Source organism: Carnobacterium maltaromaticum DSM 20342 (assembly GCF_000744945.1).
Lineage (GTDB): Bacteria > Bacillota > Bacilli > Lactobacillales > Carnobacteriaceae > Carnobacterium > Carnobacterium maltaromaticum.
In genome coordinates, this window is record NZ_JQMX01000001.1 from 801,811 (window position 1) to 816,948 (window position 15,138).

General features: G+C 36.1%; 13 protein-coding genes. 1 reads left to right on the forward strand and 12 read right to left on the reverse strand.

Annotated features, from left to right (window positions below):
• Positions 1-137: 137 nt before the first annotated feature.
• The 9 genes from smc to BR77_RS03855 form a co-directional block, all read right to left on the reverse strand.
• A complete protein-coding gene (smc, locus tag BR77_RS03815; protein ID WP_035063979.1) occupies positions 138-3,710 on the reverse strand; it encodes a chromosome segregation protein SMC in 3,573 nt (1,190 codons plus the stop codon).
• A gap of 24 nt (positions 3,711-3,734) precedes the next feature.
• Positions 3,735-4,430 (reverse strand): ribonuclease III, encoded by a 696-nt coding sequence (gene rnc, locus BR77_RS03820; RefSeq protein WP_010049604.1) that lies wholly within the window; start codon positions 4,428-4,430, stop codon positions 3,735-3,737.
• Positions 4,431-4,697: 267 nt separating this feature from the next.
• Positions 4,698-4,940, reverse strand: coding sequence for an acyl carrier protein (gene acpP, locus BR77_RS03825; protein ID WP_010049602.1), 243 nt, complete (start codon positions 4,938-4,940; stop codon positions 4,698-4,700).
• A gap of 128 nt (positions 4,941-5,068) precedes the next feature.
• On the reverse strand, positions 5,069-6,109 hold the full coding sequence (gene plsX / locus BR77_RS03830; protein ID WP_015076206.1) for a phosphate acyltransferase PlsX: 1,041 nt from the start codon (positions 6,107-6,109) through the stop codon (positions 5,069-5,071).
• Between the two features lie 99 nt (positions 6,110-6,208).
• Positions 6,209-8,260 carry an ATP-dependent DNA helicase RecG gene (recG, locus tag BR77_RS03835; protein ID WP_010049599.1) on the reverse strand — a complete coding sequence of 684 codons (2,052 nt, stop codon included), beginning with the start codon at positions 8,258-8,260 and terminating at the stop codon, positions 6,209-6,211.
• Between the two features lie 4 nt (positions 8,261-8,264).
• A complete protein-coding gene (sdaAA, locus tag BR77_RS03840; RefSeq protein WP_010049598.1) occupies positions 8,265-9,137 on the reverse strand; it encodes an L-serine ammonia-lyase, iron-sulfur-dependent, subunit alpha in 873 nt (290 codons plus the stop codon).
• Between the two features lie 200 nt (positions 9,138-9,337).
• Positions 9,338-10,003 carry an L-serine ammonia-lyase, iron-sulfur-dependent subunit beta gene (gene sdaAB / locus BR77_RS03845; protein ID WP_010049597.1) on the reverse strand — a complete coding sequence of 222 codons (666 nt, stop codon included), beginning with the start codon at positions 10,001-10,003 and terminating at the stop codon, positions 9,338-9,340.
• Positions 10,004-10,043: 40 nt separating this feature from the next.
• Positions 10,044-11,711, reverse strand: a complete 1,668-nt coding sequence (locus tag BR77_RS03850; RefSeq protein WP_015076205.1) for a DAK2 domain-containing protein — start codon at positions 11,709-11,711, stop codon at positions 10,044-10,046.
• Between the two features lie 58 nt (positions 11,712-11,769).
• On the reverse strand, positions 11,770-12,132 hold the full coding sequence (locus BR77_RS03855; protein WP_010049593.1) for an Asp23/Gls24 family envelope stress response protein: 363 nt from the start codon (positions 12,130-12,132) through the stop codon (positions 11,770-11,772).
• Positions 12,133-12,484: 352 nt separating this feature from the next.
• Between BR77_RS03855 and rpmB the strand changes: the two genes are divergently transcribed.
• On the forward strand, positions 12,485-12,673 hold the full coding sequence (rpmB, locus tag BR77_RS03860) for a 50S ribosomal protein L28 (RefSeq protein WP_010049592.1): 189 nt from the start codon (positions 12,485-12,487) through the stop codon (positions 12,671-12,673).
• A 103-nt stretch (positions 12,674-12,776) separates the two neighbouring features.
• Here the strand turns inward: rpmB and BR77_RS03865 are convergent, their stop codons facing one another.
• From BR77_RS03865 to rsgA, 3 genes are read right to left on the reverse strand one after another with little or no spacing between them, the layout of a single operon-like run.
• Positions 12,777-13,427, reverse strand: a complete 651-nt coding sequence (locus BR77_RS03865) for a thiamine diphosphokinase (RefSeq protein WP_015076204.1) — start codon at positions 13,425-13,427, stop codon at positions 12,777-12,779.
• Positions 13,428-14,078 (reverse strand): ribulose-phosphate 3-epimerase, encoded by a 651-nt coding sequence (gene rpe / locus BR77_RS03870; RefSeq protein ID WP_015076203.1) that lies wholly within the window; start codon positions 14,076-14,078, stop codon positions 13,428-13,430.
• Positions 14,079-14,097: 19 nt separating this feature from the next.
• The gene (gene rsgA, locus BR77_RS03875; protein ID WP_010049589.1) at positions 14,098-14,994 is read right to left on the reverse strand and encodes a ribosome small subunit-dependent GTPase A; all 897 of its coding nucleotides are present in this window, start codon (positions 14,992-14,994) and stop codon (positions 14,098-14,100) included.
• Positions 14,995-15,138: the final 144 nt, after the last annotated feature.

The window sequence follows — 15,138 nt, forward strand, 5'->3', positions numbered from 1 at the left end:
TTTCCTTCTTAAGGATACGGTTTAATTCTTAAATTGTGAATACCTATTTGAAGAAAAGGCTTTACCTAGTGTAATCAATCCACTCAACGCCAAATAAAAGGCTGCATCACAATGATAGACAACCTTTTATTTCATTCTTATCCTTTAACTAATCCTTTTTCTTCCACTTCTTCTAAACGTACAGATACAATTTTCGAAATGCCTGATTCTTGCATAGTAACGCCATAGAGAACGTCTGCTTCTTCCATGGTCCCTTTTCTATGAGTAATCACAATAAACTGTGTATCCCCTTCAAATCGGCTTAAATAACGCCCAAAACGAGCAACGTTGGCTTCATCTAAAGCAGCTTCAACCTCATCTAAAATACAGAAAGGTACCGGTCGGACTTGAATGATGGAGAATAATAAAGCAATCGCTGTAAACGCACGCTCTCCACCAGATAATAAACTTAAATTTTGCAATTTTTTCCCTGGTGGTTGAGCGATAATATCAATTCCTGTATTCAATAAATCCTCAGGATCTGTTAAACGTAACTCAGCGTACCCTCCACCAAACATTTGTGGAAAGACAATTGAAAATTTATCCCGAATAGCAAAGAAAACCTCTGAAAAGCGTTTTTTAACTTCTTCATCCATTTCATCCATCGTTTCAAACAGACTAGCCTTCGCTGTCAATAAATCATCTCGTTGTTCTGTTAAGAAACTGTAACGCTCATTCACACGTTCAAACTCATCGATCGCCCCTAAGTTAACAGAACCTAACTCTTCAATACCACGTTTTAGTAATTTTACTTTTTGACGCGCATCTTCTAAAGAAAGCTCTAACACATGATTCACTTTGGCAAAATCAAAGCTTAAACCGTATTCCTCACTTAAATGTCCCAGTCGATTTTCAATTTCAACATCGTGACGATTCATCGCAACTTCCGCTTTAGACCGCTGTTCCAACAAGATATGCTGTTGATTATTTTTAGCTGCAACCGTTCGATCAAATTCATCAATACGTTCTTCCAATGTGTAGCGCTCTTCTTTCATCGCTAAAATAGTTTCTTCAAAGGCAGTCTTTTCGACTTCGATTTCAGCCTGTTTCTCTTCTAAATCACCTTTAGTCAATTGGTGGCTTCCATCACTATTAATCATTAGTTCTAATTGCTCAACCAAACTCGCAAGACTTTCTTTTTCAACTTGTAAAGAATCCTCTAAACGTTTTTGTTCCTTCACTAAACTTGTCACTTGTTCTTTGGCAACAGCCAGTTGAGCCGTGACTTCATGAACACGCTGATTCGCCGAGGCTTGTAATTGAGTTCGTTTATCATTTTCAGAAGAAATCAAGTCGATTTGGCGATTAATATTTTCCATTTCAGTTGAAATTTCAGACATTTCAGCCGTAATCTCAGCCGTTCGTTGATGGTAATGCTCTGTCTCTTCCTTTGCTTCTTGAAACTCAAAAGTATAAGCTTTCAATTCACGAGTCAAACGTTTTTCTTTTTCCTCGTAAAGTTCAACATCATTCTTTAATTGTTGCTCTTTCAGCCGTTCTTTTTCACCAAGAACACGTAATTCTTCTAATTCGAGTTCTTGTTTTTTTACTTGTTGTTTCAAAGCACGAACATCAATTTTCTTCGCTTCTAGAGTTGCTTCCATCGAACTAATTTGTTGATTTAAATTACTTAATTCATTCTTTCTAGCAAAAATACTCCCTTGGTTGCCTTTTTTACTGGCACCACCAGTCATTGAGCCACCTGCATTCATAATATCGCCTTCAAGAGTGACCACTCGATATTTAAATTGAATACTTCGAGCAATTTGATTGGCTGAAGTTAAATCACGAGCGACTATTGTCGTCCCTAATAGATTTTCAATCACTGTCGCTACTTTTTCTGGATAACGCACCAATTGACTCGCAATCCCTAGATAACCTTCATTCCCTTTGACTGTTTGGACAACATTACTTGGTAAATAACGTGGTTTAATTGTTGTTAAAGGTAAAAAAGTTGCTCGTCCTAAACGTTTCTGTTTTAAATAAGTAATTCCTTTACGGCCACTTTCCTCATCTTCTACAACCACATTTTGACTTGCTGCTCCTAAGGCAATATCAATAGCAACTTCTGTTTCTTTTGGTACATCAATTAATTCAGCTACTGCACCAACAACGCCACCTATTTCACGTTTGCGTTTTAAAATTTCTTTTACCCCTTGATAAAACCCAGCGTAATCTTCATTTAAATCTGCTAAACTATCTCTTTTAGCTTTAGCTTGCTGCATCAAACGTAAGGCTTCGTACATTTTTTGTTCATTGGTTTCTAAATCATAACGATTTTTTTGCAAATCAGCTTGAATCTCTTGATGACCTAACAGTTTTGTTGCTAGGTTTTTTTGAACGGTACTTAACTCTAGTTGTTTTTCTTGAACTTTGGCTTTAGCCAATGCACTATCGCTTTCCAACGCCCGAACAGTCGCATCTGACTTCATATTTTTTTGTGATGCTTGTAAAAATGTTTTTTCTAAATATCCTTGTTCATTTCGTAAAGTTGTCTGTTTTTGCATCAAATCAACATAGTCATCGCGTAAACTTTCAACTGTAACAGAACTATTTTGATTAAACATTTTTTGCTCTTTTTCAGCTGCTGCTAAAGTTCCACGCAGTTCTCTTTCATGAGCTTGTTTTTCCGTTAAATCTTTTGTTAAATCAGCTAATTGCTGGTCCAGTTCTTGGATTTTAACTTCTAACTTAGCTTTAGATTGTTCAAACTGTTCACGATTTTCTTTGGTATTTTTACTCCGCTCAGATAAGACTTTTTTCTGGGCTTCCGTTTGTTCGTATGTTTTAACTAATTCAACTAAGCGAGCCTGACTTTCATCCAGTTGAGCATCCATTTTTTGACGTTTTTCCCGCAAGTCTGCTACAGTAGTTTCAGCCGTTTGTAGCTCTTGGCGTGCTTCGCTAATTTCTGTCGCTAAAGTTTCTGCTTGATTTTTATTTGCTAACCATTTTTCTTTTAACATCTCAACTTCAACAACGGTTAAAGCAATTTCCACTTCACTTAACTGTTCTTTTTGCATCACGTAATCTTTGGCAATACTACTTTGTTCCCTTAATGGTTCAATTTGATCTTCCAATTCATACACGATATCTTGAACACGATTTAAATTATCCTCTGTTTCAAATAACTTCTGCTCCGCTTTCTTTTTACGGGTTTTATATTTTAAGACGCCTGCTGCTTCTTCAAAAATAGAACGACGATCCTCTGGTTTGCTGTTAAAAATAGCTTCAACTTTCCCTTGTGAAATAATTGAAAAAGATTCTTTACCTAAACCTGAATCCATAAACAAATCGACAATATCTTTTAAACGACAAGACTGCTTATTCAGATAAAACTCACTATCCCCGTTACGGTGCAATCGTCTTGTGATACTAATTTCGCTAAAATCTAATGGTAAAAAATGATCTTCATTTTCTAAAACTAATGTAACTTCAGCAAGATTTAATTGTTTTCTAGATTCTGATCCTGCAAAAATCACATCGTTCATTCGACCACCACGCAAACTTTTTGCAGACTGCTCGCCTAAAACCCAACGAATAGCTTCAGTAATATTACTTTTTCCACTACCATTAGGTCCCACAACAGCAGTGACTCCATTAACAAATTCAATTGTTGTCTTATCTGCAAAAGATTTAAATCCAGCAATTTCAATTTTCTTTAAATACACTGTGGACGTGGCTCCTTTCTACTCTTACTTTGTTTTAATAATAAATAATGCATTTTCAGCCGCTGCTTGCTCTGCTGCTTTCTTAGTCTTACCTTGACCTTTACCTAAGACTTTCCCCTCAGCACTAACCTCAACAATAAATTCTTTCTCATGGGCAGGGCCAACTTCATCAAGTAAATTATATTCAATGACTATTTCGCCATTTTGTTGGAGCCATTCTTGTAAATTTGTTTTGTGATCCATCACATGTGAGAAAGCACCGGTTGCAATTTTAGGAAAGATGGTTTGGCGTAGAAAATCTAAAACTGCCTCTATTCCTTGATCCAAATATAATGCACCAATAAAAGATTCAAATAAATCACATAACAATGCTGGACGATTCCGTCCATTCATTCGTTCTTCTCCACGACCTAAGCGAATATACGTATCAAAACCATATTCCTTAGCAAATTGGCTTAAACTAGCTTCACAAACAATTGTTGCACGTAATCTAGTTAATTTGCCTTCTGGTAGATCTGGGTAATGATCGAATAAATAACGAGAAACCGTCAATTCTAATACTGCATCTCCTAAAAATTCAATTCGCTCATTATCTTGAATGTGACAATCCCTGTGCTCATTCACATATGATGAATGGGTAAATGCTTCTTCTAAATAAGATAAATTTCGAAATGTAATTCCAAATTTATCTTTTAATTCTTTTAAAAATAGTTCGTTCATTATGTCGCTCCTTTCGATCAGTCATTCAGACTTCTCCTATTATACTCGCTTTTAGCTAAAAAATAAAATTTTTCACTAAAAAAGACTCCATACTTAACAAACACTACTACTAAAACAAATCCTAAGTGTAGTTATTATGTATTTATTAAAACCTTAATCTTGTCTATTATATCACGTTCCTATTCTTTCCTCTATCCTATTTAGAACAAAAAACAGATAGCTAGAATCAACTAAGACTCTGCTATCTGATCGTTTCTTTTTTATTAATTAATTAAGATGAGCATCAATATATTTGACTGCATCGCCAACTGTTGTAATTTGTTCTGCATCTTCATCAGAGATTTCAGTACCAAAAACATCTTCTAACTCCATTACAAGTTCAACGATGTCTAAAGAATCAGCTCCTAAATCATCTTTAAAAGTTAATTCAGTTGTAACTTTATCTTCATCCACACCAAAACGTTCAACAATAATTTTAGCTACTTTATCAAAAGTTTCATTTTGAGACAACTTCTACACCTCCGCGAGTTCATTTTAAAATACAGTTATTAAAATTGATAGTCAGTATCACAATTATTTTACTGATAAGCAGAGCATTTGTCCACCTTTTTTTCTTTTTAGTTAAAAAAAGCCAGCTTTTACTCTGTTTCTTTTTTAGATTCAACTAAAATAGCTTCTGCTTCTGCCTTTGATTCAAAATAAGTGACTAAATCATCAATAACATGAGAATTTAGCATTTCATGGATTTGACGGATTGTAAAATAGACAGATTCTTTTTCAGTTGACCCGTGGGTTTTAACAACAGGTGCTTTCACGCCAAATAATACAGCTCCACCATATCTTGAATAGTCTAATTTATCTTTCATTTCAGAAAGACTGCCTTTCAATAAAGCTCCGCCTAATTTCCCCTTAATCCCACTATCATAAACAGCATTTTTCAATAGTTTCATCATAGACATAGCCGTTCCTTCAATTGTTTTCAAGACTGCATTTCCAGTAAAACCATCTGTTACAACGACATCAGCCACACCATTTAATAGTTCACGAGCTTCAACATTGCCAATAAAATTAATTTCTTTTTCTGCTGCTAATAGTGCATAAGCACGTTTAGTTACATCGTTCCCTTTGTTCTCTTCAGTTCCATTATTCAATAAACCGACAGATGGGTTTTCTACACCACGAACAAATTTCGCATAGTAACTAGCTAAAATCGCATACTGAAGAATATTTTCTGGTTTTGTATCGGCATTTGCTCCAACGTCCATTAAGTTAAACACTTGATTTGCTCCTGTAACAACGGGTAACGTCGGCATCAATCCTGGACGGTCGATTCCTTTAATACGTCCAATAATTAATAAACCTGCTGTTAATAAAGCCCCAGTATTTCCTGCTGAAAAGAGAGCATCCGCTTCTTTATTTTTAACTGCCTGAGCGGCTAAAATCATAGAAGCATTTTTTTTACGTCTAACTGCTCTGACTGGATCATCATCACTATTAATTTTTTCATCTGTATGAACAATTTTAATATTCGTTTCATCTGTTAGATACGTACGAATCGCGTCTTCTTTACCAAATAAAATAAATTCTACATCGTGAAATTCTTTGGCTGCCATCATGACACCTTCAACGATTGCTTGGGGAGCGTTATCGCCACCCATTGCGTCTACTGCAATTCTCACTTTTTTTGCCTCCTAATCTCTCACTTACTCTTCTATTATCGCATATTTTCAAATGATGTGAAACCTAAAAAATGCAAATCAAGGTTTCGCTACTCTCTGTTAATCAAAATCTAATGCGCTCATATTTTCTAAACCAACTTCACGTCGCAAAGCAGCATAATTAGGATTATCAAAGAAGTCAGTTTGATTAATTAAAGCAGCCGCCTCTTTTCTAGCAGCTTCTAATGCTCCAAAATCTCCCACTATATCGCCGACTTTAAAATCTGGTAAACCAGATTGTTTGTTCCCAAATAAATCACCTGGTCCACGTAATTCTAAATCTTTTTCACTTAAAACAAAACCATCTGTTGTTTCTGTCATAATTTTCATCCGCTCAATCCCAGTGTCATTTTTAGGATTAGCAACTAAGATACAATAAGATTCTTTCGATCCTCGTCCAACACGTCCACGTAATTGATGAAGTTGTGAGAGTCCAAAGCGATCCGCATCATAAATGACCATCGTTGTTGCATTTGGTACATTTACCCCTACTTCAATGACGGTTGTCGAAACAAGAACTTGTATCTCATTATTTTTAAACGATTCCATAATCGCATCTTTTTCTGCAGCCTTCATCTTACCGTGAAGCAACCCGACAGTAAAATTTTTCGGGCCATAATAAAGGCACAATTTTTCGTAAATATCCGTAGCATTTTTTACATCAAGACTTTCTGATTCTTCAATTAATGGACAAATCACATAGGCTTGAGAACCTTTATGAAGTTGGGTTTCAATGAAGGATAAGGTATGCTCAAAGTTTTTCGGTCTCGTCCATGTTGTTTCAATTGGAATCCTGCCAGCGGGTAACTCATCAATAATGGAAACATCCATCTCACCATAAGCTGTAATCGCCAATGTCCGAGGAATCGGTGTCGCAGTCATAAATAAGACATCTGGATGCGTCCCTTTTTCACGAAGTATTTTCCGTTGATTGACTCCAAAGCGATGTTGCTCGTCTGTAATCACTAAACCTAATTTAGCAAAATGGACATCTTCTTGAATCAAAGCATGGGTTCCAATAATAACATCAAGCTCACCTGAAGCTAGTTGCTCTAAAATTTCTCGCCGTTCCTTAGTTTTTGTCGCCCCAGTTAAAAGCGCGACTTTCACCTCTAGAGGATCAAATAGTTGATCTAAACTTTCCATGTGCTGCTCTGCTAAAATACCGGTTGGCACCATTAAAGCCCCTTGGAATCCAGCATTGACTGTTGCAAATAAAGCAATAGCTGCGACAATCGTCTTTCCACTCCCCACATCACCTTGTAACAAGCGATGCATATGTAAAGACTGTCGCAAATCACTACAAATTTCATTGACTACACGCTTTTGAGCCTTGGTTAATTCAAAGGGCAGACTTTGAATAAAACGTCTTAAATCAGCAACCTCATATAAAATCGCTGTCCCTCGACCACTAGCTTTTTCTTGCTTTCGTAAGACTTGCATTTTCATTTGGAAAACTAAGAATTCCTCAAAAACAACTTCTCGTCTCGCTTGAATTGTTTGCTCTTCCGCTGTTGGGAAATGCATCGCATAAATAGCTTCTCGATGACTAATTAAACGATATTTCTCTCGCAAATAGTTTGGAATAATTTCTGGGATAACATCTTGATAACGTTCATAAGCCTGTTCAACTAATTGAAAAATTGTTTTTTGTTTTATCCCTTTATTTCCATTATAGATGGACTCAAAGTTACTGGCTTCCTGCTCTGTTGCAATACCTAGTATTTTAATTCCAGTTAAGCTTTTCCGCTTGCCATCCCATTTTCCAAAAACGGCAAGCTCCTCTCCAGCAACTATTTTACTTTTCAAATAGGGCTGATTAAAAAAAGAAACCGCAATAACAGCGTGGTCAATCACTAAACGGAATACTAGACGATTTTTTTTCGGTCCAAAACGTGTCAATACAGCCTCGGAAACCACATCACCTTTTAATGTAACTTTTTCTTGGTCTTCAATCTCCGTCAAATCCTTGACTTGAATATCTTCATAACGAAACGGATAGTGAGACAAGATATCTAAAATTGTATAAATGCCTAATTGATGTAACGCTTCTAATCGTTTTGGTCCGACTTGCGGTAAAAGCTCAATTGGATCATAAATTGATTTTCCCATTTATCTATACAGATTGACCAAAGATACGCATTTTAATTTCACGTCCTGTTGGCGTATCTGCCAACCCTCCTTCTGCCGTTTCTTTAAAGATGCTAGGCATTTGTCTGCCAACTTTATACATTGCCTCAATGACTTCATCAGTTGGAATGACACTGGTGATTCCAGCTAAAGCCATATCCGCCGAAATCATAGCTTGAGAAGCACCTAATGCATTTCGTTTTACACAGGGAACTTCAACTAAACCGGCAACAGGGTCACAAATAAGCCCCATCATATTTTTTAATACCATCGCAATCGCTGCGCTACACATTTCTGGAGTTCCTCCTGCAGCATCCACAAGAGCTGCACTGGCAATCGCACTGGCACTACCAATTTCAGCCTGGCAGCCACCTTCTGCCCCACTAATAGAAGCATTATTCGCAATTACTAAACCAAATGCACCCGCTACAAATAAAAAACGCACCATTGCATCACGATCTAAATCTAAACGATCTTTAGCCGCAAACAAGACTCCAGGTACAACTCCAGCACTACCAGCAGTTGGTGTCGCACAAATTAACCCCATTGCCGCATTCACTTCATTCGTAGCAATCGCATTTTGAACGGCAATTAAAATCGTTTCTCCACTTAAAAAATTCCCCTTGGCTAAGTAAGCTTCTAATTTAGTCGCATCTCCACCTGTTAAACCAGTAGCCGAGGTAACCCCAGCAGTGCCTTTTTTAGCAGCATTTTCCATGACACTTAGTTGTTGTTCCATTTTTTTGATGACTTCGTGGCGTGGCATTCTTGTTGTTTGACATTCTAATTGAATCATCACCTCAGCAATACTTCCAACTTGATTCGCTTCTGTAACTAATTCACTGACTGATTGAAACATCTTTCATTTCTCCTTTATGATAAAACGAACGTATCCGTTGTCTATTTACTTTTTGATTTCTTTAGAGAAATTATATCTTCTTTTCCAAAATTATCCTAGTCTAGTTGTCTAAATTCAAGACTTTCTTTTCAAACTCTCATTCTTTATGAGTATAGCTAAAAAGCGAAACAAAATTAGACTTTGCTCCGCTTTCTATCTGCTTATTTAAAGAAACTAGCCTGCTTAATATGCTCAACTTGTTTTAATTCAGCTAAGGTTTCTCCAACTTCATATTGGTCTACCTCAATCATCATGATTGCTTGTTGCCCTTTTGATTCTCTAGAAACTGTCATAGTTCCAATATTAATTGCCTTTTCAGCTAAAATATTTGAAACTTGAGCAATCATTCCAGGAACATCTTGATGCACAATTAAAAAGGTTGGTTGGTTTTCTTCCAATTGAATTTTGAACCCATTAACTTCCGAAATTTGAATTTTTCCTCCTCCAATTGAAATACCAACAACAGACAAAGATTTTTCTGGAGTTGATACGACCAATTTGACAGAGTTTGGATGTTCAGCTTTCTCGTTTGTGGGAATGAAATTGATTTCAATGCCTAATTCTTTGGCAATCTCAATGGAATCCGCTAACCGTTCATCCGCTGGATCCATCCCTAAAAGTCCACCAACTAAAGCTATATCAGTGCCGTGACCTCGATAGGTTTTTGCAAAAGATTCATACAAAAAAATGTCAACTTTAGCTGGTGTGGCACCAAATATTTTCTGAACGACTTTTCCAATTCTGGCTGCTCCAGCAGTATGAGAACTGCTAGGACCAACCATTACTGGACCAATAATATCAAAAACACTGTGATAACGTTGTGCCATTTATTTTCCTACTTTCTAAAAACCATTTACGCCTTAGACTTTACTCAACAGATAAGATATATGGGTAAACGGGTTGATTGCCTTCATGAATTTCAACTTCAACATCTTCAAATTCAGCTTCAATCGTTTCTGCAACTTCTTTAGCTTCATTCATGTCTCCATCTTCACCAAGAATAATGGTTACAATTTCACTATCCTCAGAAATCATCGCTTGTAAAGTTTCAACTGCAACCTGTTTGCGACTTGTTTCTGAGAATTTAATTTTGCCTTCAATAATTCCCATATAGTCATCTTTTTTAATCGTCACACCATCAATTGCTGTGTCTCGAACTGCAATTGTAACTTGTCCACTAACAACATTATCTAATTCAGCTGTCATTTCTGCTTTGTTTGTTTCCAAATCATTGCTACTATTAAAGGCTAACATCGCTGTCATCCCTTGAGAAATAGTTTTACTTGGCACCACAACAACTGGAGTATCACTAACTTCTGCTGCTTGATCTGCAGCCATGAAGATATTTTTATTATTTGGTAAAATAATTACTTTTTCTGCATGAACTTCAGCAACTGCTTTTAAAATATCTTCTGTGCTAGGGTTCATTGTTTGTCCACCACTAATAACATAGTGAGCACCTAAACTCTTAAATAGTTCTTGAACACCTTCACCAGCAGCAATCGCAATAATACCATAAGGGATTTTCTCAACTGGCTTCGCTTCTTTTTCATGGTCTAAAATAGTTTCATGTTGAAGACGCATATTATCCACTTTAATTTTCATTAATGAACCAAATTTTTGGCCATAATTCATTACTTCACCTGGATGCTCTGTATGAACATGAACTTTAATAATTTCATCATCAGCAACAACTAATAAAGAATCGCCAATATCATTTAAATGGTTACGGAAAGTATCGTAGTCAAATTCACTATCAACTGTTTCACCATCGCCAATATGAACCATAATTTCAGTACAATAGCCATATTTAATATCTTCAGTTGCAATATGATTTGAAACGCTGCGATGATGTTCTGCATTGACCATTTCTGTCATTTGCTTTTCATTTGGCTGTTGATAATCTTCTTCAACAATATTTCCAGATAACGCTTCTAAAAAGCCTTCATAGACAAATAAAAGTCCTTGCCCACCACTATCTACAACGCCAACTTCCTTAAGTACAGGGAGCAAATCAGGTGTTTTAGCTAATGACTTTTTAGCGCCTCGAACAACAGCTTCCATTACTACAACTAAATCATCTGTATCTTTAGCTTTCTTCTCACCAGCTTTAGCAGATTCACGAGCAACGGTTAAAATAGTTCCTTCAACAGGTTTCATAACCGCTTTATAAGCCGTTTCAACTCCACTTGTAAAAGCTGCAGCAAATTCTTTTGCTGTTAATGTTTCCTTGCCTACTATTGATTTAGAAAATCCTCTAAATAATTGCGACAAAATAACACCAGAATTTCCGCGTGCTCCCATTAATAAACCTTTAGATAGAGCATTAGCTAATTCTCCTACGCTATCTGATGTTGAAGAATTTACTGCTTTTGCTCCACTTGTCATAGATAAGTTCATATTTGTTCCAGTATCGCCGTCTGGCACTGGGAATACATTTAATGAATTGACAAACTCAGCATTTTTAGTTAAACGTTTGGCACCAATTGCCACCATTGCCTGAAATTGGTTACCTTCTAATTTTGTTACTTCCACCGATATTTTCCTCCTTGGTCACTCTATTTAGCTGAGTGACAATGACTATTGTTTTTAATTAGTCTTGCATGACGCGAACGCCTTGAACATATACATTAACAGTATTTGCAGAAACGCCTAACATTGTTTCCAAATTGTATTTTACTTTTTCTTGCACGTTACGGCAAACTTCAGAAATTTTTGTTCCATAGCTAACAATAATAAAAACATCAACAGCTACGCCATTTTCTTCTTGTCTTACAACTGCCCCACGTGAATAGTTTTCTTTTTTTAGTATATCGTTTAAATTATCACGAATTTGGTTTTTACTTGCCATTCCTACAATACCGTAAATATCTGTTGCTGCGCCACCAACAACGGTTGCAATGACGTCATTTGTAATATCGATTGTTCCAAATTGTGTTTTGATTTTAACTGCCATGTTAAAAATCCTCCTTTTGACTCATAGGCCATAAATTACTATTCTATATTTTATCATAGCTATCTGGTTTTTAAAAGGATAATCGCCGAAACAACTCGATACTCTTATCTTTTTGTCATTTTACTTCACACTATGTAAATAGAAAAAGATTATTTCCAATCCTTTATTTATCTGTTTTCTTCTATTATTATAATCTCTATCTTAATCTAGCTACTTCTAGAGAATGCAAAAAAAGCTGTCAAGTAAAAATACTTGAAAGAAAACTATTGCAAAGTTACGCTAATTATGATAAATTATTGAAGTATGAGTATTGAAGCTTTGCTTCGAGATATCGGCAAAGGAGGAAAGAATAATGGCAAAAGAATGTGTAATTACTGGCCGTAAGAGTAAAAGTGGAAACCGTCGCTCTCACGCAATGAACGCTAACAAACGTACTTGGAAAGCTAACTTACAAAAAGTTCGTATTTTAGTTGACGGCAAACCTAAAAAAGTTTGGGTTTCTGCTCGCGCACTTAAATCAGGTAAAGTTGAACGTGTTTAATCTAAATAAATGAGGAACCTGGTCTTTTATAAACTAGGTTCTTTTTTTATTAAAAAAGAGTTCACTCTAAGTATTTTCATACTTAAAGTGAACTCTTTTTGGTTTAATCAGTACTTTGAATGACAGCGATCACACCACTAGTAAAAGAAAAATGCCCCGTTTCACCAATAAATTCATTACTTGCTAACGAGGTTGGATAAAGGAAGTCAGCTTCGTCTAATCTATATTTTTGATCAACTAACGAAAGCTTTGTGACAGGCGTTAAACAAACAAAAGCTAAATAGCGCTTATCAGCTTCTTTTATTAACTCATAACTGCCTGGTAAATAAAATGATAGACTGTTCTGGCAATCGACCATTTTTATTTTAGCTGCATGTTTAATAAACCTTGGTTGAAGCACCATCCATAAATTAGCTAAAAAATGATCCAGTCGACCAGCAGTCCCACCATAAATAACAACTTCATCCGCTTTTAACTCATTTAAAGCTAAAGCAACAGCCATTTCTGTATCTGTTTCATCTTTTTCTGCTGGTGAAATACGGACATCTGCAATTCGCTCTTTTAGAACAGCTAAATCAGCAGTTGAGATGGAATCAAAATCACCGACAGCCATTCGTGGAACAATGCCTTTTTCGATTAAACGTAATGCGCCTCGATCCACACCAATCCATTTCGTTTCTTGGTTTTCCAGCTGCATAAAATCTGGAATCATGTTTTCTGGTCCACCAACTAACAAAGCTACCCGTGTAGTCATTTATTTTAACGCATCCTTCAAGTTTTGAATTTGTTCTAATGGATTTTCAGCATTATAGACATAAGAACCTGCTACAAATACATCAGCTCCTGCTAATTTACATTTTGCGGCCGTTTCTGGCACGATTCCACCATCCACTTCAATTTCATAATGGTAATTTTTAATTTCTTTTAACGCACTTAATTCAGTAATTTTCTCTAGTGTTTCTTCAATAAAACTTTGCCCACCAAAACCTGGATTTACAGTCATTACTAAAACTAGATCACACTCAGCCAAGACATACTTCACAGCTTCGACAGGTGTCCCTGGATTCAACACAACCCCTGCTTTAACACCAGCAGCTTTAATCATTTGGATAGCACGGTGAATATGAGGTGTACTTTCAACATGAACTGTAATAATATCAGCTCCTGCTTTAGCAAAATCTTCAATGTAATTCTCTGGATTTTCAATCATTAGGTGACAATCTAATGGCAATTTAGTTACTGGACGAATTGCCGAAACAATATTAGCTCCAAGAGTAATATTAGGAACAAAATGACCGTCCATAACATCAACATGAATATAGTCTGCCCCGCCACTTTCAACTAATCGAACATCTCTTTCTAAATTGGCAAAATCAGCGCTTAAAATAGATGGTGCAATTTTCATAATAAATTCCTCACTTTTTTTAGTTTTTCTTCCCATATTTAGGTTTACGATTTTCAACTTCTTCTAAGAATTGTAAATAGTGCTTATAACGGGATGCTAAAATAGTTCCCTCTTCAACGTCTTTTTTGACTTGACAACCAGGTTCTTCACGATGTTTACACCCTCTAAAACGGCACTCATGCTGTACCTCCACAAAATCTGGAAATAATTCTGGAAGTTCATCTGCTTCTACTTCTAGAAATTCAATCGAACTGAACCCTGGCGTATCAGCTACCAACCCACCATATAAAGGCAATAATTCAACATGGCGTGTCGTATGCTTACCACGACCTAAGGCATTAGAAATCACTCCTGTTTTCAAAGCTAAATCTGGTGCAATTTGATTTAATAAAGTTGACTTACCTGCCCCAGATTGTCCCATAAAAACAGTTATCTTCTCTTTAAAATAAGGAGTTAACTCTTCAATCGGTTCATGGTCCATCTCTCTCTTAGGCAAAATAACTGGATAGCCAATTTTTTCATAAGCTACTTTGATTTGTTCCATTTCTTGATACTGTTCTTGATCTAATAAATCAATCTTGGTCAGATAAATAAGGGCTTTAATTTTTTTGCTTTCTAATGTAACTAAGAAACGATCTAGCAAGTTAGAAGAGAAGTTAGGTTCAACTGCTGACATCACAATCACACCTAAATCAACATTAGCAACCGTTGGGCGTACTAGTTCATTTTTACGTGGTAAAAGTTCCTTCAAGATGCCTTCATCTTGATTTCCACTTTCAAAAATAACTTCGTCCCCAACTAAAGGGGTTAAGTTTCGTTTTCTAAAATTGCCTCTTCCTCTAGTTTGATAGGTTTCACCTTCACAATAGACATAATAAAAACCACTTAACGCTTTTCTTATTTGACCTCTTGGCAAAAAATCCACTCCTTCTTAACTATTCTCTCTTCTACTGTACTTAATCAAAAGTCAGATTGCAACTATTTTCTGTTCTCTTTAACTGATTTTCTACTGAACCAATCATTCAATGACAAACCAAAGAGAGTTAGAGAAATCATTCTC